Below are 23,206 nucleotides of genomic sequence, written 5' to 3'. Positions count from 1 at the left end.
CGTCATCCGATCGGGTGGTGGACGGTGACGAGCTTGGTGCCATCCGGGAAGGTGGCCTCCACCTGCACGTCGTGGATCATCTCCGGCACTCCCGCCATGACATCGTCGCGGGTGAGCACGGTGCGCCCGGACGCCATGAGTTCAGCCACGCTGCGCCCGTCCCGCGCGCCCTCGAGCACATGGTCGGTGATGAGCGCGACCGCCTCCGGGTGGTTGAGCTTGAGTCCGCGCGCCTGTCGCCTGCGGGCCAACTCGGCCGCGTAACTCAGCAGCAGGCGTTCCTGCTCATGCGGCGACAGTCGCATTCGGGCTCCTCACCGAGGTCGTGGGCGGATCGTCGGTCATTCTGACACGCCCCGTATTACCCGGATGTTTCGTCAGTCCCGCGCGGCGAGATTCTGCAACCGCACCTGCCCACGCGCCACCGTCCGCTCCTGCTCGTCGGTGATCACCACGACCCACAGCTGCTGCGACCGTCCCCTATGGATCGGCGTCGCGACCCCGCGCAGTGTCCCCTCGCGCACCGCCCGCAGGAAGTCGGTGTTGTTGTTGACCCCGACCACGGTGCCCTTCTCCCCCAGCCACACGCTCGCGGCCACACTGGCGAGGGTTTCGATGACGGTGCAGTACACGCCGCCGTTCACGATCCCGGCGGGCTGGAACTGCTGCGGCGTCACCACCCACTCCGCGCTCACCCGATCCCCGGTCAGCTCGGTGAACTTCAGCCCGATGAGATCGGTGAAAGTGCCCTCGCTGAACCGGTTCATCAACTCGGGCGTCACATCCGCCATGGACCGCACCGACGAGAAATCTTGCTGCGTCATGCCCTCACCCTGGCACCTCGCCGCCGCCGGGGCGGCACCGGGGGCCGATCACGGGCGCGACCGCCGCGGGCGAGCCTTCTTGCCGCGCAGCACCGTATCGGTGGCGACGGCCAGCGGGTCCCAGTCGCTCCCCCGATCGGGCAGCTGATCCACCGTGACGCCGAGCCGTCCCTTCCTCGGGAGGTGACCCGCATACAGACGAAGCGGCGGGTTCCCGGTGACGACCATCATCGAGAACCCGCCGCGGTGTTAGGTCGGGGGTCACTGCAGCCCTCAGGACACTCGCTCGACCCTAACGCCGGTTACGAGTGTAGGTCAGGCTTACCTAACAAATCAAGTCCTCTCGTCGACATCGGTGTCATTCGCGGGCGAGCTTGCGGTACGACCAGGTCCAGAGCAGCTCGAACGGGCCGCGCGGGAAGAACCGCAGCCAGAGACAGGCGAAAGCGATCAGCACCGCCGATACGCCGAGGAAGGCCGCCCCGGTGAGCAACAGCGGATCCAGCACCGCCACCTCCGGACGGGTCAGCACCGTACGGCTGGCGATGACGCCGAGAATGTTCTGTAACAGGTAGCAGCTCAACGCCATTCGACCGACGCACGAGAGTGGCCGCCCCACCGGGCCCGGCCGCTCCCTTCGCACGAAGTACTCCGCGACCAGGGCGAGCAGTGCCAGCGCCACCCCGGCCGCCGAACCGTAGCGACCGAACACGGCCAGCTGCGGGGAACCATCGAGGTGATGCCGATCAGGAAGTCGATGGGCAGCGCGATGCCGAACCCGAACAGCATGATCGCGTAGCGCAGCGCGCGACGCTCCGGGCCGAAGATCCCCATCCGGTAGAGGTTCGCGCCGAGGAGGAACAGTCCGAGACCCAGGAACAGGACCAAGGGGAACTCCGAATGCAATCCGAAACCCGGCCCGAAGTTCTCGAAGCTCACGGCGACCGTTTCCCAATAGCCCGCGCCGACCGGGTCGCCGGGCCGCAGACCGGTCATCTCGCCTTCGCGTGGGATGCGCACATCGGCGGCCCGCATCGACGCGACGATCGGCAGCAGCGCGCAGTGGACGGCCAGAAAGCCGACGGTCAACCACCACCGCACCCGTTCCCGAGCCAGTAGCAGGTAGGCGATCACCAGCCCGATCACCGCGTAGATGCGCAGCACGTCGAAGGTGACCACGAAGATGTAGTTCAACGCGCCGTCGGCGAACAGCAGCGCCGCACGAATCGGGTACTTACCCGGCCAGGGCTTGCCCGCGCGCACGGCGGTCTGCCGCTGGATCTCCAATCCGATACCGAACATGATGGTCAGCAGGCCGAGAAACTTTCCATTGGGCAGCCACTGCCAAAACGACGTCCACCACCCCGAACACCCGCTCCCACCCGCGACGATCGCGGCCGCGGTGAACAGCCAGATGTTACTGGCGAATGTCCCGAGAATGGCGATTCCCCGGAGCACGTCCAGTGCGGGTAGGCGCCGCGGGTGCGACGCGATCGGCACGGCATTACCCACGCGAATCGTCACCAGATGGCGAAGAGCAGGAAGAACATCGCCAGCGGGCTCAGCACGACGGCGGCCACGACGGCGGCGATCACGGCCCGACGACGCCAATTCGGCGCGGCCACTTGGTTGTTCATCCGAGTTCACTGTCCTTTCGTCATACGGTCGGGCACTGCCCCGGACCGTCGGCGACGGCCGATGGTTACCGCGGTAGTGGGAGGACCTGGAAGGCCCAGACCACCAGGGGGCGCACCGCATGCCCGATCGGTTCGGGCAGAGAGCGGAGGAAGGATTCCGCGTACTCCGGCAACGGTGTCGGCGGTTGCGCGGGCGGCTGTGTCGGACCGGGCGCGGGCTGCGGGGCAGGGCGCGGCGCCGGGCGGGGAGTGGTGCGCGGGCCGGGCCGCGGCTTACCGTGTCGATCCACTCCGGCCCGGTTGTAGCCGTCCCTGCCGTAGCCCTGCCGGTCGAAACCCTGCCGGTCGAAACCCTGGCGATCGAGCCCCCTGCCATCGAATCCATTGCGGTCGTATCCGTAGCGGTCGACACCGTGCCGGTTGTAGCCGTCCCGGTCGTAACCGTCCTTGTCCCGACCGTTCTTGTCGTAGCCGTCTCGGTCCCGGCCGTCCTTGTCGAAACCGTTCCGGTCCGGGCCGTCCTTGTCGACGCCACGGGCCTCGCCCCCGTTCGCCTCCTGCCCGGGCTTGCCACGGTCGGTGCCGTCGGCGCGCTGTTCACAGCCCGCGGCCGCGCCGGGACACGATCCCGAGGCCGGATCGGCGGCCGCCACACCCGCGACGAGCCCGTGTCCGGCCAGCATGCCGGTGACCGCGACGGCGGACAGGAGGGCGGATTGGCGCTGTCGTCTTCTCTGCGTTTCACTCACAGGATTTATTGTTCCAAAATTGCAACGCGGTCGGCAATGCAAATTTGGGACATGCTGGGTGATTATCGCAACACATATCGCGTGCCGATCGGCCGCGGCGACATCAGGAACGGTCGAGCTCGACGGCGGCCTCGAGCAGGGCCGTGATGTCCCGTTCCGAGCGGACACCCACGAACCGCAGCACCTCCCGGCCACCGGCGAAGGCGATGACCGTGGGCACGCTGCGCGAGTCGAAACGCTCGGCCCACGGCGATCGGTCGATATCGACGACCACACCGGTGACCCGCCCGGAGAATCCCGCCACGACCCGTTCGAGGATGGGTTTCAGGTGCCTGCACGGCCCGCACCAAGTCGCGGTCAGTTGCACCAGCACCGGCACCCCCTCGGCGAGGACGGCGTCGAACTCGGCCGCGTCGGTGATCGACCGCAGACCGGCGAGGCCGGACGACTCGGGCGCCTCCGCCCCGCCGACATCCTCGGAGACGGCCAGCTCCGCCGCCGTCGCCGCCAGTTCCGCGGCCCCGGCGCGAACGCCGTTGACCTGGCGGCCCGCGGTTAGCAGGCGGCCGAGATGCCGCGGCGACAGCGGTGCGGGATCGAACTGCTCCAGTTCGATCGAGCGCAGCTGGGGTACGCCGAGCAGCGCGTCGATCCAGTCCGCGTCGATCCGCTCGGGCTTGACATACAGTGCGGTCACACCGGTCTCGGCCAGTCCGGCGAGGTGTTCTGCCCGCAGCGCGCGGCCGGTAATTCGAACCTCCTCCAGCTCCGGAGCCGCGGCCAGCGCGGCCAGCCGGGCACCGGTGAGCGCCGGACCGGCGATATCGACCGTGAAGGGATTCTTCGCGGCGACCGCGTCGAAGACACCGTCGTCGATCCGGTCACCGCGAATCTCGATCACGGAGACGGAGGCACCGGGCAGGCGGAGGTCGGGACCGATGTGCGGCGAATCCAGCTCCAGGGCGAACATGTCCGTGGTCCAGTCCAGCGCTCGCATTCCCGCGTCGGTGAACTCCCCACACAGGCTCAGGTGGTAGATATCGGTCATGGTCGCGACCACGCCGAGCAGTTCGTCGTCGACGCCGGTCAGCAGCATGGTCGCGAAGGCGTCGCGGCTCACCCGGGCCAGATCGGTGGGGCGGCAGCGGTCGGCGGTGAAGATCAACAGCGCGTTGTCGGGGATGTCCACGGTGCCGCGGCCGGTGATGTCGTAGCGATCGCGCGGCTCACCGGTTTCCTCGTCGGCGATGACGCATTCGATGCCCCCGGGCAGCCCGAGCTCCGGGAATCGCATTCGTCGCATGGTGTATCAGACCCTTCCTGTCGACCACTCATGCTCCGGCACCACCCCGCCCGACGCAACCCGTTTTTGCAACACACTGTGTGATTATTGCAACGCTTGGCTGATTCAGCGCGCCGCACGCTCGGATTCGCCGACCACCCGCCCGTACGCGATGTGCCCGATCAGACCGGACAGCGCGTAGAGCACGATCATGGCCACCGACAGCTGCCAGCCCACGATGTCGCGCGGCGCGGCGAGAACACCGGGCGCGATATGGCTGCCGATGCGCAGCAGACTCTCCGACACCCCGAGCAGCGCGGCCAGTCCGAGCGGGATCAGCGACAGCCGCATACCGCGCGGTAGGCGCGCCGCCACCACCGACAGCAGTACCGCCAGATTCGCCACCAGCACCAGACCGGCCGCCACATACGAGTACACCTGCGCCGCCCCGCCAGGTAGCCGACATATTTCGTCTGGGTACGCGGCGCGTCGGACACGGCCCACAGCACCACCATCACCATGCCGCCGGCAGTGAAGACGCGGACGATCCACGGCCGCAGATCCTCCCGCCCCCATGCCCGCGCCACCACCGTGAACAGGTATGCACCGGCCGCGACGATCAGCAGATCACCGACCAGATCGGTGAAGTTCGTCAGGTAGGTGCCCGCGAAGGAGTCCTGCGGCAGCCAGTCCCGCTCGAGCAGCAGCGGGTGTCGCAGCACGATGCCGGGCAGGAGCAGACTCAGCGCGATCGTGAACGGCCGCGACCCGTGCCGGGTGCGCCATACGGTGAGCCGCAGCGCGATGGTGGCCAGGGCGACGACGCAGGCGAGGAGGTACGCGACCACACCGGCGCTCATGTGAGCAGTCCTTCCCCGAGGTCGCGCCGCCAACGGCGGCGTTTCGGCGGCGAATCCCCGGTCTCACACTCGGCGTGCACACGCTCCCTCTCCCGTCGGGCCAGTTCCTCGAGTAGTTGCAGAGCCGACGCGGTGCGCAGCGGTTCACTGGCCGCCGCGCGCAGGGCCTCGTCGCGGGTGAGCAGTCCGGCCGCGACGAGCCCGTCCACCGGGTTCGCACCGTAGGCGCGGGCGAAGTCGATCACGGTTTCGGCGACCGGCGGATCGCTCTCGCGCAGATGGCGTCCGACCCGGTTGTTGCCGATACCCATCCGCGCCGCGATGGCGCGCTCGCTGTCACCACCCGCGATATCGTCTCGCCACCGAAGGAACCGCTCCATACGCTCGCTCACGGGTCATAGTATTGCAGAGTTGGGACACCGCAGGTAGGAGGGCGGATCCGCGCCCGATTGAGGCGTCGGTTCGGTAGCGGCGGGCGCGTCACCTGATGAAGCAGGTTTTACGGACCGGCAGCCCGCGTTCCTCGAGGGCGGCCAGCAGATGCTGGCCGCGGCGGGCCCCCATGGTCGAGGAGGTGCCCGCGAGGGCCGGGACGTAGGTGGCCGCACCGACGATGGATTCGCCGACCAGGGTCCAGAACCGGCGGGCGGGGAGAGCGGCGCAGCGCGCCATGGCCTGCTGAACGAGGTCGAGGGCGGGTTCGAGGCGGTGCGCGAGCCAGACGTACAGCGCCCGGTCGCAGGGCAGCGTGACCACGCCGCGCTCACCGTCCAGGCCGTCGCCCGCGACGACGCGAATCGTGGTGTCCGCCAAGCCCGCCCAGTCGATGCCGCCGTCGTTGTCGGTGTGGATCCAGAGGTTCTCCAGACCCGGATCCCAGGCGCGACCCTCGGCCACCAGCAGGGCCACCACCCGGCCGACCACGGCATGGATGAGGGCGGTGGCGACGACCTCGGCGGCGATATCGGCGTTCGTCATCTCGGCGGCGTGGCGGCGGTACATGAGTTCGATGCGGCCCTCGCGAACACCGTCGGTCAGGCGCCACCAGCGCCGCTTGCCCTGATCGGCCATGGCCGCCACGGCGTAGACGCGCGGGTGTTCCGGTTGCAGGGCGCGCAGCCGAGCGCAGGTCCGCTCGAAGACGAGCTGGGAATCACGCAGCGGGCATACGGTCATGGGTTCGGGCACGCGAACCTCCTCCTCCGTGAACAAACAGGCCGAATCGAAAAGATAGGTTAGGCTTACCTAGTTAGAGAATGCAATGCTCGAAGCCGCAATGCCAGTAGTTCGGTGCCGTCGTGCGCATGGGGCACAGGGCGAGCCGGTATGACCAATACCACACCGGCTATCACCCGGTTACGACAACCTGTAGTACGCGTGCGCGTCGTTGACTCCGTAGAATTGGGGAATGGCAGGTCTTGGTGAACTCGAGAAAGCGGTCATGGACCAACTGTGGTCGGCCGATGAACCACAAACGGTGCGGCAAGTCCACGAGGCCCTCGCGCAGCGCCGCGAACTCGCGTACACCACGGTGATGACGGTGCTCCAGCGATTGGCGAAGAAGAGCCTGGTGGTGCAGCAGCGCGACGACCGCGCACACCGCTACGCCCCCGTGCATACTCGCGACGAACTCGTGGCCTCGCTCATGGTGGACGCATTGCAGCAGGCCGACGAAGTAGGTAGCCGCCGCGCGGCTCTCGTACACTTCGTCGAACAGGTCGGCAAGGATGAGGCTGCCGCATTGCGGGACGCACTCGCTAAGCTCGAAGCGAACGAGGCAGCACGCGGGAAGCCGACCGACGATACGGGAGTCTGATCGCCGCACCTGCCTCGGCGCCTAGCCCCCACAACGTAGTGAGCTGAGGAATGGATGTAACCGCGCCGGTTTTCGCCGGTCTCGCGTTGTTTCTGGCGGGACCGGCTCCGGCGCTGCTCAGCAGAGCCACCTGGCCGTATCGCAATCCCCGCGCGGCACTGGTGCTCTGGCAGGCCATCGCGCTGGCCGCCGTGCTCAGTGCCTTCGGCTCCGGGCTGGCCATCGCCAGCCGACTACTGGTGCCGGGCCCGGACGGGCGGCCCACCACCTCCCCCTACGCCGAGATCGATGTGCTGGGGTTGCCGCTGTGGCTGGCCTATGTCACCGTCTTCGCGCTGACCCTCATGATCGGCGGTCGGCTCGTCTGGTCGGTGATCCGCGTCGGCATCCACACCCGCCGCCGCCGCGCCCGCCATCGCATGCTGGTCGACCTGCTCGATCAGCCCAGTGTGCAGCGCAAGGCCGCGGATATCCGGGTGCTGGCCGCCGCCGAGCCGATCGCCTACTGTCTGCCGGGCATCCGCCAGCGCGTGGTGCTCTCGCAGGGCACCGTGACCAATCTCTCCGATGCGGAGCTCACCGCCATCGTCAGCCATGAGCGCTCGCACCTGCGCGCCCGCCACGACCTCGTGCTGGAGGCGTTCACCGCCGCGCACGAGGCGTTCCCGCGGGTGGTGCGCTCCAAATCCGCGCTCGATTCGGTGAAGCTGCTCATCGAACTGCTGGCCGACGACTCCGCCGTGAAGGTCACCGGGGCGACTCCGCTGGCGCGCGCACTGGTGGCCTGCTCGAATTCGGTTGCCCCGCAAGGTGCGATGGCCGTCGGCGGACCCACCACGCTGATCCGCATCCAGCGCCTCGCCGGACCGCTCGGCAGCGTGCGCGAGGCCGCCGCCGCGTACCTGGCCGCCGCCGCCATCCTGGTGGTGCCCACCCTCGCGGTCGCCATCCCGTGGCTCACCGAGCTGCACAGGCTGCTGATCAGTGCCTGACCCCGCCGCCCGCCGGGCCGCCGCGCACCAGGGCACCGCATCCGATGCCGCCGGATCCGATGCCCTCACGCCGCCCGACACCGCAGCGTCCACCGACACGGCCGTATCCAACGACACCGCCGCATCCACCGACACCGCCACACCCGACGACACCGCCGCCCGCGAATCCGCTGCCTCCGATACCCCGTACGCGGACAGCCGGACGGCCGATCCGACGGTATCCCAGCCCAGTGATACCGCCGCCCGTGATCGGAATCCGGGCTTCGCGCGGGCCGAGGAAACCGTGCGTTACGCGGTCGTCTCCCGGCCGCTGACCTTCGCCGATCTGGGTCTGCCGCCGGTGCTCGTGCACGCGCTGCGCCGCGACGGGATCGAGCGGCCGTTCCCCATCCAGGGTGCGGTGATCCCGGATGTGCTGGCGGGACGCGATGTGCTGGGCCGGGCCGCCACGGGTTCGGGCAAAACGCTCGCCTTCGGTGTGCCGATGTTGGTTCGGCTGTCCGGGGCACCCGCCCGTCCCGGCCGTCCACGCGGTGTGATCCTCGCGCCCACAAGGGAATTGGCGCAGCAGATCGAAGCCGCGCTGGACGAACCCGCCCTGTCGCAGGGCATCCGCCTCGCCTCCGCTGTCGGTGGCCTGCCGATCAAACGCCAGGAGGAGCGCCTCGCTCGCGGCGTCGACCTGCTCATCGCCACCCCCGGCCGCCTCACCGACCTGATCGGCCGCCGCGCGGTGGACCTGTCCGAGGTGCGCGCGATCACCGTGGACGAGGCCGATCACATGGCCGAACTCGGCTTCCTCCCGCAACTCACGGCCGTACTCAACCGGATCCCCGAGGACGCGCAGAAACTGCTGTTCTCCGCCACCCTGGACCAGGCCGTGGACGGACTGGTCGCGCGCTACCTGCGAGATCCCGTGCGGCACACGGTCTCCGGGCGGCCCGGGGAAACCGAACACGGCGCCCCTTCCCCGCACCACCGCCCGGGCACCGGACGTGCGGAGCGCGCGGGGACTGTGTCCGACACGCCGAATCACCCGGGCGACGAAGCCGATTCTCCGACCGCCGGTCCCCGCGCGGCCCACGGTTCCGCCGACCGTGACCGACCACCACCGCGAGCGACGGACGGCAGCCGGGTTCCGTCCGACCGTCCCGGTGGCGAGGCGGTCGCCGAACACGACCGCGCGGTCGGCCATTACGCCGTGCGGGTGCGCCGCGGCGACAAGTACGCGGTCGTCGCCGAGATCGCCGCCCGCGCGGGTCGCACCCTGCTGTTCGTGCGCACCCAGTACGGCGTCGACAAACTCGCCCGGCGCCTGCGCGAGGCGGGCGTCGCCGCCGCCGCGCTGCACGGCGGCAAGGCGCAGAACCAGCGCACGCGCACCCTGGCCGCCTTCGCCGCCGGCACCGCGCCCGTGCTCGTCGCCACCGATGTGGCGGCGCGCGGCATCCACGTGGACGGCATCGATCTCGTCGTGCACGTGGACCCGCCCGCCGACCCGAAGGACTACGTGCACCGTGCGGGCCGCACCGCCCGCGCGGGCGCGACCGGCACCGTGGTCACCATCGTCACCCCCACCGACCAGGAGCCGTGGGCCGCGATCGTGTCCGCGGCGGGCGTTTCCGTCACCGATATCGACGCCCGCCCCGGTGACCGCCGCCTGGCCGAACTCATCGGCGCGCGCCGCCCGTCCGGCGTCCCGGTCCCGGACCCGGCCTCCCCCACCGCGCCCGAAACCACCGCACCCCAACAGGTTTCACCCAGCGAGCCGCGCCGCCCCCGCCCCACCTCGCGCTCGGGCAGTCGCGTCCACACCAAGAAGCGCAAGCCCGGGTCCGCTCGCCGAAGCCGCTGACGGCACGGTCGCGAGCGCCATACCCGCGGTGACGGACGCGCCGTTCCGGGTGCGTCGTCGCCACGCCCGGCAGCACCCCGCTCGACCGGCCCTCCGCACCCCACACCACCGCCCCGCCCGGGTGGTCGCTCAGGGTGTCGCGACGGCGGCGGTCGCACGAATCGTCACGCACCGAGCTCCGACACCGACCGGGGTGGCGGCCCGGGCGTCGCCGATGCGATCCGCGACGTGTCACATGGCACAGCCGGAAACCCGACCATCACCCGGTACACTGGACCGCTGCATGTGTGACATCAGGTTGAAGCACCGCCAGCGTGATTTGTGCCCCAAACCTGCCTCCGTAGCATGGCCACGACCGCAAATCCCGACGTCAAACCTATGAGGCGAACAGAACCGTGCAGTTCCTCCCCGGGCATAACCCGCCCTACGACTTGACCTACGACGATGTCTTCCTCGTCCCCAGCCGGACGGATGTGACGTCGCGATTCGATGTCGACCTGTCCACCAGCGACGGGACCGGCACCACCATTCCCGTCGTCGTCGCCAATATGACGGCCGTCGCGGGCAAGCGTATGGCCGAGACCGTGGCGCGCCGCGGCGGACTGGTGGTGCTGCCGCAGGATCTGCCGATCCCGGCCGCCGCCGAGACCATCGGTTTCGTGAAGAGCCGCTCGCTCACCGCCGACACGCCGGTGGTGCTGAGCCCGGAGCATTCGGTGTCCGACGCGCTCGGCCTCATCCACAAGCGCGCACACGGCGCGGTCGTGGTGGTCGAGGACGGCAAGCCGGTCGGTGTGGTCACCGAGAGCTCCTGCGCCGACGTGGACCGCTTCGCGCGGCTGCGCACCGTCGCCGACACCGATTTCGTCACCGCCGACGCCGCCACCTCGCCGCGCGACATCTTCGATCTGCTCGAGCACAAACACTCGACCATCGCCGTGCTGGTCAACGGCGACGGCAGCCTGGCGGGCGTGATGACCCGCACCGGCGCCGTCCGCACCGGCATCTACCAGCCCGCGGTCGACGCGCACGGCAAGCTGCGCATCGCCGCCGCGGTCGGCATCAACGGCGATATCCCGGCCAAGGCCAAGGCCCTGGTCGACGCCGGCGCCGACGTGCTGGTCATGGATACCGCGCACGGCCACCAGGGCAAGATGCTGGAGGCGCTGCGCTCGGTCTCCGGACTGGATCTGGGCGTGCCGATCGTGGCGGGCAACGTGGTCTCCGCGGCGGGCACCCGCGACCTCATCGAGGCGGGCGCGGACATCATCAAGGTCGGTGTCGGCCCCGGCGCCATGTGCACCACCCGCATGATGACCGGCGTGGGCCGCCCGCAGCTGTCGGCCGTGGCCGAATGCGCCGCCGCCGCCAAGGAATTCGGCAAGCACGTGTGGGCCGACGGCGGTGTCCGCCACCCGCGCGACGTGGCCCTGGCGCTCGCGGTCGGCGCGGCCAACGTGATGGTCGGCTCCTGGTTCGCGGGCACCTACGAATCGCCCGGCGATCTGCGCATCGACCGCGACGGCAACCGCTACAAGGAGAGCTTCGGCATGGCGTCCAAGCGCGCCGTCGCCGCCCGCACCGCCGCGGACTCCGCCTTCGACCGCGCCCGCAAGGCGCTGTTCGAGGAGGGCATCTCCTCCTCGCGCATGCGGCTGGATCCCGAGCGTCCCGGCGTGGAGGATCTGCTCGACCACATCACCTCCGGTGTGCGCAGCTCCTGCACCTACGCGGGCGCGAGCAACCTGGCGGAATTCCACGAGCGCGCCATTCTGGGCGTGCAGTCGGCGGCCGGTTTCGCCGAGGGCCGCCCGCTGCCGTCCGGCTGGTGACAGCGCGCCCACGCACCTGAGCCGGGTGGTTCCGGAGACGAACTCCGGGACCGCCCGGTTTCGCGCGTCCGACGCGCTCACCGACCTGTGCTGCCGGTAGCATGAGGGCAGCCGGGGTCGCCGCGGCGGCGATCTCGCATATCCGCACCGGCCCCGCACCCCGTATTCGATCTGCGAAAGGAACCAGTTGTCACCCGCGTCCGAGGGCGCCGCTCAGGAGGGCTCGTCTACCGAGCCGGGTGACAAACCCGGCGCCATCGCTCTCCCAGCACCGACTGCTCGGTGGTGCTGACCGTGTCCACCGTGTTCACCCTGCTCGCTCTGCTCGGCTTCCTGGCGTTGACCGCCGGGACGGCCTTGTTCGTGGCCGCCGAGTTCTCGCTCACCGCCCTGGAACGCTCCACCGTGGAGGCGCACGCCCGCGAGGGCGACCGCCCGGCCCGGCAGGTGCGCCAGGCGCATCGCACCCTGTCGTTCCAGCTCTCCGGCGCACAGCTGGGCATCACCATCACCACGCTGATCACCGGCTATATCGCCGAGCCGGTGCTGGCGCGGCTGCTGGAACCGCTGTTCACCGCCATCGGCCTGAGTTCGGGTATCGCGCACGGCATTTCGCTGGCGCTGGCGCTGATTCTGGCCACCTCGCTGTCCATGATCTACGGCGAGCTGGTGCCCAAGAACATCGCCATCGCCGCACCGTTGGAGACCGCGCGCTTCACCGCCGGGCCCATGGTGGCGTTCTCGGCCGTCTTCCGGTGGATGATCAACTTCCTGAACGGCACCGCGAACTGGGCGGTGCGCCGGATGGGCATCGAACCGGCCGAGGAGCTGCGGTCGGCGCGCTCACCGCAGGAACTGGGGTCGCTGGTGCGCACCTCGGCCCTGCACGGCGCGATCGACCAGCGCACCGCGCAGGTGGTGGACCGGTCGCTGCGTTTCGGTGAACGCTCCGCCGAGGAGCTCATGACCCCGCGCGTGAAGATCGAAACCCTGGACCAGGACGACACCATCGCCGACCTCATCGCCGCCGCGGGCCGCACCGGCTATTCGCGGTTCCCCGTCATCGACGGCGATCTGGACAACACACTCGGCATCGTGCACATCAAACAGGCGTTCCTGCACCCGGTGCGGGCCCGGCGCAGCATCCGGTTGAAGACCATCGCGCAGCCGGTGCCGATCGTGCCCGCCTCCCTCGATGGCGACGAAGTGCTGGAGCGGGTGCGCGCCGACGGTATGCAGGTGACCCTGGTGGTCGACGAATACGGCGGCACCGCGGGCATCGTCACCATGGAGGACCTCATCGAGGAGATCCTCGGCGATGTGCGCGACGAGCACGACGAGGAGGAACTCGACGTGCGCCGCACCGCCGCGGGCTGGAACTGCTCGGGCCTGCTGCGCATCGACGAGGTCTCGGCCACCACCGGATACCACGCGCCCGAGGGCGAGTACGAGACCCTGGGCGGGCTGGTGCTGACCCAGCTGGGCCGGATACCGGCGGCCGGGGACGAGGTGCTGCTCCCCCACTCCGACAATGCCTTCGAACCGCACACCCGCGGCGGCTGGATCGCCAAGGTGGAGCGGATGGACGGCCATCGCATCGACCGCGTGCTGCTGCGCCCGGTCGACGCCGAGGGCCTCGCGAACTGGGAGCAGCGACATGGGTGATTGGTTCGCGGTACTGCTCACCGTCTTCCTGCTGCTCGGCAACGCCTTCTTCGTCGGCGCCGAGTTCGCGCTCATCTCCGCCCGCCGCGACCGGCTGGAAGCCCTTGCGGCACAGGGGAAACGCAGCGCCACCACGGTGATCGAGGCGGCGCAGAATCTGTCCATGATGCTGGCGGCGGCGCAACTGGGCATCACCATCTGCTCCATCCTGCTGGGCCGGGTCGGTGAACCCGCGGTGGCGCATCTGCTGGAGCGGCCCTTCCACCTGATCGGCGTCCCCGATCAGCTGCTGCACCCCATCGCCTTCGCCGTGGCGCTCACCGTGGTGGTGGTGCTGCACATCCTGCTCGGCGAGATGATCCCGAAGAACATCGCCCTGGCCGGGCCGGAACGGATGGCGCTGCTGCTGGTTCCGGTGCATCTGATGTGGCTGCGGCTGGCGCGTCCGCTCATCGCGCTCTACAACCTGGCGGCGAATCTCACGCTGCGGGCGCTGCGCATCGAACCCAAGGACGAACTCGACGCCACCGTCTCCTCGGTGGAGTTGGCGGAGATGTTCGGCGAATCCCACTCCGAGGGGCTGCTGGACGAGGAGGAGCATCGCCGCCTCACCCAGGCGCTCGGCTCCAGCGACCGCCTGGTCGCCGATGTGATGGTGCCGCTGGCCAAGGTGCGGTCCGCCCCGCTGCGCGGCGACGGCACCACCCTCGGCGATATCGAATCCGCGGTGGCCGAGACCGGCTACTCCCGCTACCCGGTGCGCGCCACCGACGGCTCCCTGGTCGGCTACCTGCACGTCAAGGATGTCCTCGACCTGGTCGCCGACGACAAGGCCGGACCCGACACCCCGATCCCGCGCACCGATATCCGGCCGCTGCCCAGCGTGAGCAGCGGGGCCACCCTGTTCGAGGCGCTGGCCCGGTTGCGGCGCACCAACTCCCACCTCGGCCGGGTGGTGGACGGGCGCGGCACCACGGTCGGCATCGTGGCCCTGGAGGATCTGGTGGAGGAATTCGTGGGCACCGTCCGCGACGCCACCCACCGGCTCGCGGAATGAGCATGTCGGACGGTGAACTACGGGTGCTCGGGCCGCGGATCCTGCCGCGACCCGAGTGGCGCGACCGCGCCGCCGCCCACCGGGACCGGGTGGACGCGCTGATCGGGCCGTATCTGCGGCAGCGGGCGGCCGGTTCCACCCATCCGGTGATCGACTTCCTGTTCACCTATTACGGGCACAAGCCGGCGCAGTTGAAGCGGTGGCATCCAGGCTACGGGGTGGCGCTCGCCGATGCCGCCGAGTACGCGGATTACCGTGGCTACCAAGGGATTCCACTATCCGCACCGGACGGTGACGGCGCCGCGTGGACCGCGGCCCCCGACTTTCTCGCCAAGCGCCGCGACACCATCACCTTCGTCGCCGACCTGCTGGCTGCGACCGCCGCCCGCCCCGCCCAACTGTCCTGCTTCGGTCTGCACGAATGGGCCATGGTGTACCGCACCGACGACATCCGCCACCAGCAGATCCCGCTGCGCCTCGGCACCGCGGGCACCGACGCTGTGGTCGAATCCATGCAACTGCGCTGCACCCACTTCGACGCCTACCGCTTCTTCACCCCGGACGCCGCCCCCCGCAACGCCGAGCACCTCACCCGCGCCGACCAGATCGCCCGCGAACAACCCGGCTGCCTGCACGCCAACATGGACCTCTACAAGTGGGGCTTCAAACTCGCCCCGCTCATCGACTCCGACCTACTCTTCGACTGCTTCGCCCTGGCCTGCGCCGCCCGCGAACTCGACATGCGGGCCAGCCCCTACGACCTCACCACCTACGGCTACACCCCGATCCCCATCGAAACCCCGTCCGGCCGCGCAGAATACGTCCGCGCACAAGCCGACATCGCCGAACGTGCCGCGCTGCTGCGCTCCCGGCTGCTCAACCGCTGCCACGCCCTGCTGTCGGCCTCTTCGGCGTAGTCACAGCCGGGTAAGCCGGTCCCGGGTCCACCACGGATGCGATTTCGCGCAGCGACGGTGGACTGACCGGAGCCGCCAATTCGCGGGAGAACCCTACCGGTCGGTCAGATTGTCCATTAACTTATGACCGTATCCGGGGCCACAGTCCGCGCTCGCGTGTGCCCCGAATCACTGACACTGATGTCCGGGAGAAGGTCGGGGTGACCGCAATGTCGCGGTGGACGAATGTGCGTCGGTCCAAGCCTGTCGTCGTGGTGGTGGCGGCGCTGCTGGCGGCGGCCGTGCTGCCGATCGGGGGTGCGTCGGCGGATCTGCAATCCGATATTCAGAATGCGGTGCGGGAGTTCCTCGATGTGGGGCGCACCGCCGTGCCACGTGCCGACTGCGGGCCGGGGGCCATGCCGGAACCCGGATTGCAGGGCGATGTCCCGGCCGCCGATCGCAGCAGCGGACGCAGCGCGCAGGGGTACCGGTGCAATATGACCTTCGTCGGCGGATACGTCGGGCGGGGGGCGGGGATCACCTCGGCCACCTTCGAGCACTGCTCGTACACCGGGTCGTTCTTCCCCGGCAATATTCTCGGGCCGTCGCAGGGCGTGCAGGTGCTCGACGTCTCCGATCCGACCAACCCGGTGGTGACCGCCACCCTCACCGAACCGGCCATGCTGGCCGGGACGTGGGAGTCGCTCAAGGTCAATGCGGAGCGGAAGCTGTTGGTGGGCACCGGGGTTCCGATCGGCGAGGGTGCGGGGTACCTGTCGGTCTACGACATCTCCGACTGCGCGCATCCGCGCCTGCTGAATCCGGGACCGGGCACGAATCTGCTCATGCCGCTGCCGATCACCACGCACGAGGGCGGGTTCTCCCCCGACGGGCGCACCTACTGGGCCTCCGGTATCGCGCCCGGCTTCGTGAGCGCCATCGACCTGACCGACCCCGCGAACCCGCATGTCATCTGGCAGGGCCTGACCGGTATCGAGGCGCACGGGTTCGGCATCAGCCCCGACGGCAATCGCATGTACCTGTCCGCGCTCGGCGGTTTCACCGTGCTCGACATCAGCGCCGTGCAGCGCCGCGACCCGAATCCGCAGGTGCCGCATCTGGGCCGGGTGTTCTGGACCGACGGCTGGGCGACCCAGCACAGCGTGCCGGTCACCTACGACGGACGCCCGTACCTGTTCACGGTGGACGAAGGCGGTTCCGGCGGTGTGAAACTCATCGATATCGCCGACGAGACCGCGCCGACGGTGGCCGCCAAGATCAAGCTGGAGATCAACCTGCCGCAGCATCAGGATTCCCTCATCGCGTCGTCGATGGGCGGTTCGGTGTTCTCCTACGACGCCCACTACTGCGCCGCCGACCGGCCCGCGAATCCCACCGCGCTGGCCTGCGGCTGGGAGTCCTCCGGCATCCGCGTCTTCGATGTGCGCGATCCGTTCGCCATTCGCGAGATCGCCTACTTCAACCCACCCGCCCGCACCGGCCGCAATCTGGAGCTGTGGAACTCCCCGCACGCGCTGGCCTCGCTGATCGGCGTGCCCGCCATGGAGTTCCCGTCGGCGGCGCGCGCCATCCTGGAGGGGCAGTTCGATCTCGGGCAGGCGCTGTCGCAGCGCTCGGGCATGCTGGCCTTCGGCGACCTGTCCACCGACTGGTGCTTCGCCCCGCCGGAGTGGCACGGCAGCCAGCTGTGGACCAGCTGCAACGACAACGGGTTCATGGTGTTGCAACTCGACGAGCGCGTGTACACCCCGCCCGCCGATCAGCAGTCCGTGGTCGGCTCGTGAACCGGCTGCGTGCCGTCGCCTACGTGGCGGCGGCGCTGCTGCTGGTGGCGATCGGTATGGCGCTGCGCCCCACCCTGATTCCCGACAACCGGACCGCACCCCCGGTCCTGGATCCGGTCGAGATCGGGTTCACCCGGGATATGCTGACCCATCACGAACAGGCGCTGCTCATGGTGCAGCGCCTGGATCCGGCCGCCGATCCGGTGATTCGGCAACTGGCGCAGCAGATCTCCGACACGCAGCGGGTGGAGATCGGCACCATGCTGGGCTGGCTGCGGCTGGCCGACGTTTCCCCCGGCGGACGCGAGCCGATGGCTTGGATGCACGATGGCGACACCACTGCCGCCCATCATCATTCGGCCGCTCCCACCACCACGGCCACGAATTCCGACGGACTCATGCCCGGTATGGCCACGTGGGGCGAACTCGACGCCCTCGCCGCCGCCCGCGGGGCCGACGCCGAAACCCTGTTCCTGCAACTGATGCTGCGCCATCATCTGGGCGGCGTCACCATGGCGAAGGCCGCCGACGAACTGCTCACCTCGGGCCCGGTGAAAGAGGCGGCGCGGGCGATGATGACCGCCCAGAACCAGGAGGCGGGCATCATGACCATCATGCTGGCCCAGCGCGGCGCACAACCGCTGCCCTGACTCCGCGCCCCACCGGCCCGTCGGTATCGTCGATAGCGTTCGACGGCCCGCCGGGGCCGGGAGAGGTTGATCGAGAGCATGGCCCAGCCGCAGACCCTCACCATTCCGGAACATATCCACGGCTACCCGCGGGTGGCGTTCGGCGGCTATGTCGCGGGCATGCTCGCCCGGCACGCCGGGGCCGATACGGTCCGGGTCGACTTCCGCCGGGCGGTACCGGTCGGCGCGCCCGTCACCATCGCCGCCGACCCCGACCGCACCGCGCTGACCGGCGCCGACGGCCTGCTGCTGGCCGAGGCCGCGCCCGCGGCGCTCACCCTCGCTCCCCCGGACGCGCCGTCCTGGTCGGAGGCCAAGCGCGCCACCGAAGCGGCGCTGTCCTCTCCCGATCGCCAGGTCACCGACTGCTACGGCTGCGGCGTGCTGTGCGAACCCGGCCACGGACTGCGGCTGTTCCCGTGGGCCACCCCCGACCGCCGGGTCATGGCCGCCGCCTGGACGCCCGATCCGGGCCTGGCCGACGAGCACGGGGAGCTCCCGCCCGAAGTGGTCTGGTCCACCCTGGACTGCCCCGGCGGCATCGCGGCCTGGGTGTTCCAGGGCATGGGCCAGGGTGCGGTCACCGCGGCCCTGACCGCCACCCAGACGCAGCCCGTCCTCGCCGGCGCCGAATACATCGCCTACGCCTGGGCCCTGCACCGGGACGGCCGCAAACACACTGTCGGCGTGGCGCTGTCGACCCCGGACGGGCAGCCGTGCGCGGTCGCCGAGGCGCTCTGGGTCGCCCCGCGCACCGCCTGATCACTCCGGCCAGGCCGAGCCCTCGATCACCGCGACGAAGTTCGTCCGCGTGAAGCCCGGCGAGAACCGTTCCAGCACATCGGCTTTCACATTGCCGAAGGTGGTGGCCGGACGGTGCGCGATACCGTCGGTGAAGGCGGTCAGGATGCGCCGTTTGAAATCGGGCCGCGGATGCGCGGCCACCACCGCGGCCCGCTGCTCGGCGCTGATGTCGTGATAGCCGATGCCGAGCACATCCAGTTCGACTCCCGCTGTCACCAGCGCGATCTCGGGTGCCATGCGGGTCGGGATCTCCGGGGTGGTGTGCAGTGCGATGGCGGTCCACACCAGATCGGCGCGCTGGTCGGCGATCCCGTGGGCGTGCAGGAACTTGCGCGCCTCGTCCGCGCCGTCGATCTCGAACCGCTGGTCGGCGGTGCGGTAGCGGTCGGTGAGACCGAGATCGTGGAACAGTGCGCCGATGTAGAGCAGTTCGGCGTCGAAGTCGAGGCCGCGGCGGCGGCCCTGGAGCGCGCCGAACAGGAATACCCGCCGGGAGTGATCGTAGATCAGCGGCGCGGCGGCGTCGCGGACGAGTTCGGTGGCCTCGCGGGCCAGGGCGCTGTCGGGGATGGCGATATCGGCGATCGTGGTCATGGATCGAGCTTCGCCTGTCCGCCCACACCGCCACCATGGCCATCCGGCCGCGAACCCCTCGGATTCGGCCATTAAGCTCGCGGGGGTGAGCCGCACGATCGCGGTGGCGGTGTACGACGGCGTCCGCCTGCTGGACGCCACCGCACCGATGGAAGTCTTCAGCACCGCACTGGCATTGGGCGGCGGATACGAGCTCGTGCTGTGTTCGCCGGACGGCGGTCCGGTCATCACCTCGGCGGGGACGAGTCTCACGGCGCACACCTCCTACGCCGATGTCCGGGGCGCGCACACGGTGCTGATTCCGGGCTCCGCACGGTTGCCGCAGGCTCCCGCACCGCCCGAACTGGTTTCCGCCATACCGGATTTCGCCGCCGGTGCGCGCCGGATCGCGTCGGTGTGCACCGGCGCCTTCGCCCTCGCGCAGGCGGGTGTGCTCGACGGCCGCCGCGCCACCACACACTGGCGGCACGCCGCCACGCTCGCTCGCGCACACCCGCGGGTGACGGTGGAGCCGGACGCCATCTACGTGCGCGACGACACGGTCTACACTTCGGCCGGTGTCAGCGCCGGTATCGATCTGGCGCTGGCACTGGTGGAGGCCGACGAGGGTGCGGTGCTGGCCCGGGATGTGGCGCGGGACCTGGTGGTCTTCCTACAGCGGCCGGGCGGGCAATCCCAGTTCTCGGTGGCCGCGCGACTGCCCCGCCCCCGTCACGATCCGCTGCGCGCCCTGCTCGACGACGTCCTCGCCGATCCCGCGGCCGACCATTCCCTGCCCGCCATGGCCGACCGCGCCGCCCTCAGCGTCCGGCATTTGACCCGCCTGTTCCGCGAACATCTCGACACCACCCCGGCCGCCTTCGTGGAAGCGGTTCGGCTGGAGGCGGCGCAGACCCTGCTGGAATCGGGCGAATCCATCGCCCGCACCGCCCACCGCTGCGGCCTGGGCAGTGAGGAATCACTGCGCCGCGCCTTCCTGCGCCACCTGGGCGTCACCCCCTCGGCCTACCGCGCCCGCTTCCGCACGGCGCTGCACCGGGCCTAGGCGGTGCGCAACTCCGCCGCACCGAAGGACACATTGAACCGGTCGCACCAGATCGACACGCTCCGCAGCGTCGACAGGTCGACGTCGGCGGGAATCTCGTAGTTCTGACTCCCCTTGTTGCCCTTCAGATTTCCCAGACTCACGAACGCGCCGTCGTCGAAGACGCCCCACCCGTCACGCCCGGGCAGCACCGGGGCGTCACTGAGCCACACGAACAGCGCGGGCCCGTCCGAGGTATCGAGGTCCTCCAGCCGCAGCACGCGCTGACCGTTGCCGAGGTCGAGCACCCGCAGCGTGCCGCTGGTGGCGTGCTCGTGCGAGATGAACTCGCCGGTGTAGAGCGTGCGCGGCCGCGCGGGCGTCGCACCGGGCGTGACCGGAGCGTTCACCGTGGGCGCCGCCTCCTCGACCGTGGTGTTGGTGAACAGCCGCCAGGGCTGGAACAGCACCAGCCCGATACCGAGCGCGACCACCAGGACCGCCACCACCGTCCAGGTGATGGGGGATCGAGTGAGCCTGCGTACCGACACCATGTCATAACCTCCGATTTCGCCGTTCGCTGCCTCGATTCAACCGCGTCGGCGCGGCCGGAGCGTCCCCGCGCGGCGGTCCGTCACACCTTCGTCACACCTGGACACCCTTCGCGCCCATTCGCTGCGGGGGTGGCGGCGTCCCGACCGTCAGGTCCGGGTCGCCGGATCGGTCACGGCGTCGAAATGCGCACGCAGAGCGTGGATTACGGCGGTGAGCACGCGGTGGGTGGCGTGCAGGTCGGCGTCGGAGAACTCGGCCATGGCCGCGCGGGTGCGCTGGCCGAGTGGGAGGAAGAAGTTCTCGGCGGCCGCGCGGCCGGAGTCGTCGTGGTGCAGGATCACTCGGCGACGGTCACTCGGGTCGTCGGCGCGGCGCAGATAGCCGGATTCACTCAGCCGCTCCACCAGGTAGGTGACCGCGGGTGAGGACATGCCCATGAGCTTGCCGAGCTGGCCGGGGGTGAGCGGGCGATCGGCGAATTCGGCGGTGGCGACGTGCAACAGCGCCCGGAAGTCGTTGGGGCGCAAGTTCTCCGATCGCGCGAACGCATGGCCCAGCTGCTCGGACACGGCGGTCAGGGCGCGCAGGTCCGCGCCGATCTCCGTCTCCAGTGCCGCGCGGTCGTCCGCGGCGGCCGATCCGCGCGGGGTGGCGGTCGAATCGCTCTCACTCACGGGGTCAGCCTAAACCGCGACGCCATTCTCTCGATTGCTTAACAATTAAGAATCTGAGATATTTGGTCGAGTGGGTATCTGGGATCGCTACGCGACACTGGTCACGGCACGCCGGTCATGGCTGCTGCCGATACTGCTCATCGCCGTCGGCGGAGCGCTCATGGCGGGTATCGGCGAGAACGACACGGCGGGCAGCGCCCCGCGGTCACTGCCCGCGAGCTCGGAATCCGCCCGCGCGGACCGGACACTGGAGCAGTTCCCGGATGCGGACACCGCCGCCGCCATCGCCGTGGTGACCCGCGCCGACGGCGGCGCGCTGACCGAGTCCGATCGGGCCGCCGCGGCCGACGCGGTGGCCCGCGCGACCGCCTCCGGCGCGCCCCCGGCCGATGCGCTCGTCCCCGCCCCCGACGGCGCGGCCGTTCTCGCCTCGATCCCGGTGCCCGCCGACCTGAGCGGCACGGAGCTCTCCGACCGCGTCGATCGGCTGCGCGAGGACGCCCGCGCCGGACTACCCGACGACCTGGTCCTCGAGGTCACCGGCGGCCCCGCCTTCGCCGCCGACATCTCCGACTCCTTCGCGGGCGCGAACACCACGCTGCTGGCGGTGACCGCGAGCGTGGTCGCCGTGCTGCTCATCCTCACCTACCGCTCCCCCGTGCTGTGGCTGGTTCCGCTGCTGGTGATCGGACTCGCCGACCGGGTCGCGATCAGCGTCGCCACCGGCCTGGCCCGCTGGACCGGGCTCACCTTCGACGGCTCCACCTCCGGCATCACCAGCGTGCTGGTGTTCGGCGCGGGCACCAACTACGCACTGCTGCTGGTCTCCCGCTACCGCGACGAACTGCGCCGCGAGCCCGACCACCGCGCGGCGCTGCGGCAGGCCGTCGGCCGCGCCGGACCCGCCATCCTGGCCAGCAATCTGACCGTCGTCACCGCCCTGCTCGTCCTGCTGTTGGCCGCCGCGCCCAGCACCCGCAGCCTGGGCGCGCTGGCCGCGGCCGGACTGCTGGTGGCGCTGGCCTTCGTCCTCGTCGGGCTGCCGCCCGCGCTGGCCCTGTGCGGGCGGCGGGTGTTCTGGCCCTTCGTCCCGCGACCCGACGGCACCGATCTCGCCGAACGGGGCGCCTGGCACACCCTCGCCACCCGCGTCGCCGACCGGCCGCTGCCGGTGCTGGCGGCGACCACGGCGCTGCTCGCGGTCTGCGCGGCGGGGCTGTTCACCGTCGACGTCGGCCTCTCGCAGACCGAGCAGTTCCGGGTGCGCGCGGAATCCGTCGATGGATTCGACACCCTCGCCCGGCATTTCCCCGCGGGAGCGTCGGACCCCACCGTGGTGGTGGCCCGCTCCGAGGCCGACGCGGCCGTCGGCGAGGTGCTGACCGGGACCCCCGGCGTGGTGCGGGCGACCCCGACCGGCACCGCGCCGACCGGCCTGACCCGCTGGTCGGTGGTGCTCGACGCGCCGCCCGCCTCGGACCGCTCGGCCGAACTCGTCCGCACGCTGCGCGCCGGACTCGCCGACATCCCCGACGCGCAGGCGCTGGTCGGCGGCAGCGACGCCGAGGCCCTGGACACGAGTACGACGGCGGG

At 70.2% G+C, this 23,206-nt stretch carries 25 protein-coding genes; 12 read left to right on the top strand and 13 right to left on the bottom strand.

Going from position 1 to position 23,206, the window contains the following annotated elements; translation table 11 throughout:
* Nucleotides 1-2: 2 nt before the first annotated feature.
* The 10 genes from ON31_RS13160 to ON31_RS13115 all read right to left on the bottom strand — a co-directional run bounded on the left by ON31_RS13160 (nucleotide 3) and on the right by ON31_RS13115 (nucleotide 6,540).
* A complete protein-coding gene (locus ON31_RS13160) occupies nucleotides 3-305 on the bottom strand; it encodes an urease subunit gamma (RefSeq protein ID WP_029930591.1) in 303 nt (100 codons plus the stop codon).
* Between the two features lie 72 nt (nucleotides 306-377).
* Entirely contained in the window at nucleotides 378-824 is a 447-nt protein-coding gene (locus tag ON31_RS13155; RefSeq protein WP_085996414.1) for a PaaI family thioesterase, read from the bottom strand.
* Between the two features lie 358 nt (nucleotides 825-1,182).
* A complete protein-coding gene (locus ON31_RS37545) occupies nucleotides 1,183-1,467 on the bottom strand; it encodes a DUF418 domain-containing protein (RefSeq protein WP_500048750.1) in 285 nt (94 codons plus the stop codon).
* On the bottom strand, nucleotides 1,404-2,324 hold the full coding sequence (locus tag ON31_RS13145) for a DUF418 domain-containing protein (protein ID WP_051037180.1): 921 nt from the start codon (nucleotides 2,322-2,324) through the stop codon (nucleotides 1,404-1,406). Before ON31_RS13145 ends, ON31_RS37545 begins: the two co-directional genes overlap by 64 nt.
* 202 nt (nucleotides 2,325-2,526) lie before the next feature.
* Complete coding sequence (locus ON31_RS34620; RefSeq protein WP_147287235.1) at nucleotides 2,527-3,210, bottom strand: hypothetical protein; 684 nt, start codon at nucleotides 3,208-3,210, stop codon at nucleotides 2,527-2,529.
* A gap of 103 nt (nucleotides 3,211-3,313) precedes the next feature.
* Nucleotides 3,314-4,504, bottom strand: a complete 1,191-nt coding sequence (locus ON31_RS37460; RefSeq protein WP_218007318.1) for a thioredoxin family protein — start codon at nucleotides 4,502-4,504, stop codon at nucleotides 3,314-3,316.
* Between the two features lie 114 nt (nucleotides 4,505-4,618).
* Complete coding sequence (locus ON31_RS13130; protein ID WP_039813431.1) at nucleotides 4,619-4,843, bottom strand: hypothetical protein; 225 nt, start codon at nucleotides 4,841-4,843, stop codon at nucleotides 4,619-4,621.
* Complete coding sequence (locus ON31_RS13125) at nucleotides 4,828-5,352, bottom strand: hypothetical protein (protein ID WP_039813428.1); 525 nt, start codon at nucleotides 5,350-5,352, stop codon at nucleotides 4,828-4,830. Before ON31_RS13125 ends, ON31_RS13130 begins: the two co-directional genes overlap by 16 nt.
* Nucleotides 5,349-5,744: a hypothetical protein gene (locus ON31_RS34615; protein ID WP_147287234.1), complete on the bottom strand. Its 396-nt coding sequence runs from the start codon at nucleotides 5,742-5,744 to the stop codon at nucleotides 5,349-5,351. Before ON31_RS34615 ends, ON31_RS13125 begins: the two co-directional genes overlap by 4 nt.
* Nucleotides 5,745-5,832: 88 nt before the next feature.
* Nucleotides 5,833-6,540: a hypothetical protein gene (locus ON31_RS13115; RefSeq protein WP_039813493.1), complete on the bottom strand. Its 708-nt coding sequence runs from the start codon at nucleotides 6,538-6,540 to the stop codon at nucleotides 5,833-5,835.
* A 220-nt stretch (nucleotides 6,541-6,760) separates the two neighbouring features.
* On the opposite strand from ON31_RS13115, the gene ON31_RS13110 reads away from it, so the two are divergent.
* The 10 genes from ON31_RS13110 to ON31_RS13065 all read left to right on the top strand — a co-directional run bounded on the left by ON31_RS13110 (nucleotide 6,761) and on the right by ON31_RS13065 (nucleotide 18,724).
* Nucleotides 6,761-7,168, top strand: coding sequence for a BlaI/MecI/CopY family transcriptional regulator (locus tag ON31_RS13110; protein ID WP_029930603.1), 408 nt, complete (start codon nucleotides 6,761-6,763; stop codon nucleotides 7,166-7,168).
* Nucleotides 7,169-7,218: 50 nt separating this feature from the next.
* Nucleotides 7,219-8,160: a M56 family metallopeptidase gene (locus ON31_RS13105; RefSeq protein WP_039813423.1), complete on the top strand. Its 942-nt coding sequence runs from the start codon at nucleotides 7,219-7,221 to the stop codon at nucleotides 8,158-8,160.
* Nucleotides 8,153-10,015, top strand: coding sequence for a DEAD/DEAH box helicase (locus ON31_RS37880; protein WP_063821487.1), 1,863 nt, complete (start codon nucleotides 8,153-8,155; stop codon nucleotides 10,013-10,015). Before ON31_RS13105 ends, ON31_RS37880 begins: the two co-directional genes overlap by 8 nt.
* Nucleotides 10,016-10,410: 395 nt before the next feature.
* On the top strand, nucleotides 10,411-11,847 hold the full coding sequence (locus tag ON31_RS13095; protein ID WP_039813420.1) for a GuaB1 family IMP dehydrogenase-related protein: 1,437 nt from the start codon (nucleotides 10,411-10,413) through the stop codon (nucleotides 11,845-11,847).
* 294 nt (nucleotides 11,848-12,141) lie between these two features.
* Entirely contained in the window at nucleotides 12,142-13,512 is a 1,371-nt protein-coding gene (locus tag ON31_RS13090; protein WP_039813487.1) for a hemolysin family protein, read from the top strand.
* A complete protein-coding gene (locus ON31_RS13085) occupies nucleotides 13,505-14,569 on the top strand; it encodes a hemolysin family protein (RefSeq protein WP_039813417.1) in 1,065 nt (354 codons plus the stop codon). The genes ON31_RS13090 and ON31_RS13085 overlap by 8 nt, the downstream gene beginning before the upstream one ends.
* A complete protein-coding gene (locus ON31_RS13080) occupies nucleotides 14,566-15,486 on the top strand; it encodes a 3-methyladenine DNA glycosylase (protein ID WP_255222083.1) in 921 nt (306 codons plus the stop codon). Before ON31_RS13085 ends, ON31_RS13080 begins: the two co-directional genes overlap by 4 nt.
* Nucleotides 15,487-15,695: 209 nt before the next feature.
* A complete protein-coding gene (locus tag ON31_RS13075) occupies nucleotides 15,696-17,273 on the top strand; it encodes an LVIVD repeat-containing protein (protein WP_039813415.1) in 1,578 nt (525 codons plus the stop codon).
* 56 nt (nucleotides 17,274-17,329) lie between these two features.
* Nucleotides 17,330-17,923: a DUF305 domain-containing protein gene (locus ON31_RS13070; RefSeq protein ID WP_081592418.1), complete on the top strand. Its 594-nt coding sequence runs from the start codon at nucleotides 17,330-17,332 to the stop codon at nucleotides 17,921-17,923.
* Between the two features lie 78 nt (nucleotides 17,924-18,001).
* Entirely contained in the window at nucleotides 18,002-18,724 is a 723-nt protein-coding gene (locus ON31_RS13065) for a PaaI family thioesterase (RefSeq protein WP_039813481.1), read from the top strand.
* Here ON31_RS13065 and ON31_RS13060 read toward each other — a convergent pair whose 3' ends face one another.
* Nucleotides 18,725-19,360: an HD domain-containing protein gene (locus ON31_RS13060; RefSeq protein ID WP_039813410.1), complete on the bottom strand. Its 636-nt coding sequence runs from the start codon at nucleotides 19,358-19,360 to the stop codon at nucleotides 18,725-18,727.
* A gap of 85 nt (nucleotides 19,361-19,445) precedes the next feature.
* Between ON31_RS13060 and ON31_RS13055 the strand changes: the two genes are divergently transcribed.
* Nucleotides 19,446-20,405, top strand: coding sequence for a GlxA family transcriptional regulator (locus tag ON31_RS13055; protein WP_039813407.1), 960 nt, complete (start codon nucleotides 19,446-19,448; stop codon nucleotides 20,403-20,405).
* Here ON31_RS13055 and ON31_RS13050 read toward each other — a convergent pair.
* Together ON31_RS13050 and ON31_RS13045 are read right to left on the bottom strand one after the other, a co-directional pair.
* A complete protein-coding gene (locus ON31_RS13050; RefSeq protein ID WP_039813404.1) occupies nucleotides 20,402-20,938 on the bottom strand; it encodes a DM13 domain-containing protein in 537 nt (178 codons plus the stop codon). The genes ON31_RS13055 and ON31_RS13050 overlap by 4 nt on opposite strands.
* Nucleotides 20,939-21,085: 147 nt before the next feature.
* Nucleotides 21,086-21,613, bottom strand: a complete 528-nt coding sequence (locus ON31_RS13045; RefSeq protein WP_039813402.1) for a MarR family winged helix-turn-helix transcriptional regulator — start codon at nucleotides 21,611-21,613, stop codon at nucleotides 21,086-21,088.
* 70 nt (nucleotides 21,614-21,683) lie between these two features.
* Here ON31_RS13045 and ON31_RS13040 point away from each other — a divergent pair.
* The coding region (locus ON31_RS13040; RefSeq protein WP_051037177.1) for an MMPL family transporter at nucleotides 21,684-23,206 on the top strand (1,523 nt) is incomplete at its 3' end.

Origin of the sequence: Nocardia otitidiscaviarum NBRC 14405 (assembly GCF_000308635.1) — a bacterium.
Classification (GTDB): Bacteria; Actinomycetota; Actinomycetes; order Mycobacteriales; family Mycobacteriaceae; genus Nocardia; species Nocardia otitidiscaviarum.
This window is presented reverse-complemented; position numbering and strand designations above follow the sequence as displayed.

Coding starts and splice junctions, on each gene's coding strand:
- ON31_RS13160 (WP_029930591.1), bottom strand. CDS start 305: ATGCGACTGTCGCCGCATGAGCAGGAACGCCTGCTGCTGAGTTACGCG.
- ON31_RS13155 (WP_085996414.1), bottom strand. CDS start 824: ATGACGCAGCAAGATTTCTCGTCGGTGCGGTCCATGGCGGATGTGACG.
- ON31_RS37460 (WP_218007318.1), bottom strand. CDS start 4,504: ATGCGATTCCCGGAGCTCGGGCTGCCCGGGGGCATCGAATGCGTCATC.
- ON31_RS13130 (WP_039813431.1), bottom strand. CDS start 4,843: ATGCGGCTGTCGCTGATCCCGCTCGGACTGGCCGCGCTGCTCGGGGTG.
- ON31_RS13125 (WP_039813428.1), bottom strand. CDS start 5,352: ATGAGCGCCGGTGTGGTCGCGTACCTCCTCGCCTGCGTCGTCGCCCTG.
- ON31_RS13110 (WP_029930603.1), top strand. CDS start 6,761: ATGGCAGGTCTTGGTGAACTCGAGAAAGCGGTCATGGACCAACTGTGG.
- ON31_RS13105 (WP_039813423.1), top strand. CDS start 7,219: ATGGATGTAACCGCGCCGGTTTTCGCCGGTCTCGCGTTGTTTCTGGCG.
- ON31_RS13085 (WP_039813417.1), top strand. CDS start 13,505: ATGGGTGATTGGTTCGCGGTACTGCTCACCGTCTTCCTGCTGCTCGGC.
- ON31_RS13080 (WP_255222083.1), top strand. CDS start 14,566: ATGAGCATGTCGGACGGTGAACTACGGGTGCTCGGGCCGCGGATCCTG.
- ON31_RS13075 (WP_039813415.1), top strand. CDS start 15,696: ATGTCGCGGTGGACGAATGTGCGTCGGTCCAAGCCTGTCGTCGTGGTG.
- ON31_RS13070 (WP_081592418.1), top strand. CDS start 17,330: ATGGCGCTGCGCCCCACCCTGATTCCCGACAACCGGACCGCACCCCCG.
- ON31_RS13065 (WP_039813481.1), top strand. CDS start 18,002: ATGGCCCAGCCGCAGACCCTCACCATTCCGGAACATATCCACGGCTAC.
- ON31_RS13060 (WP_039813410.1), bottom strand. CDS start 19,360: ATGACCACGATCGCCGATATCGCCATCCCCGACAGCGCCCTGGCCCGC.
- ON31_RS13050 (WP_039813404.1), bottom strand. CDS start 20,938: ATGGTGTCGGTACGCAGGCTCACTCGATCCCCCATCACCTGGACGGTG.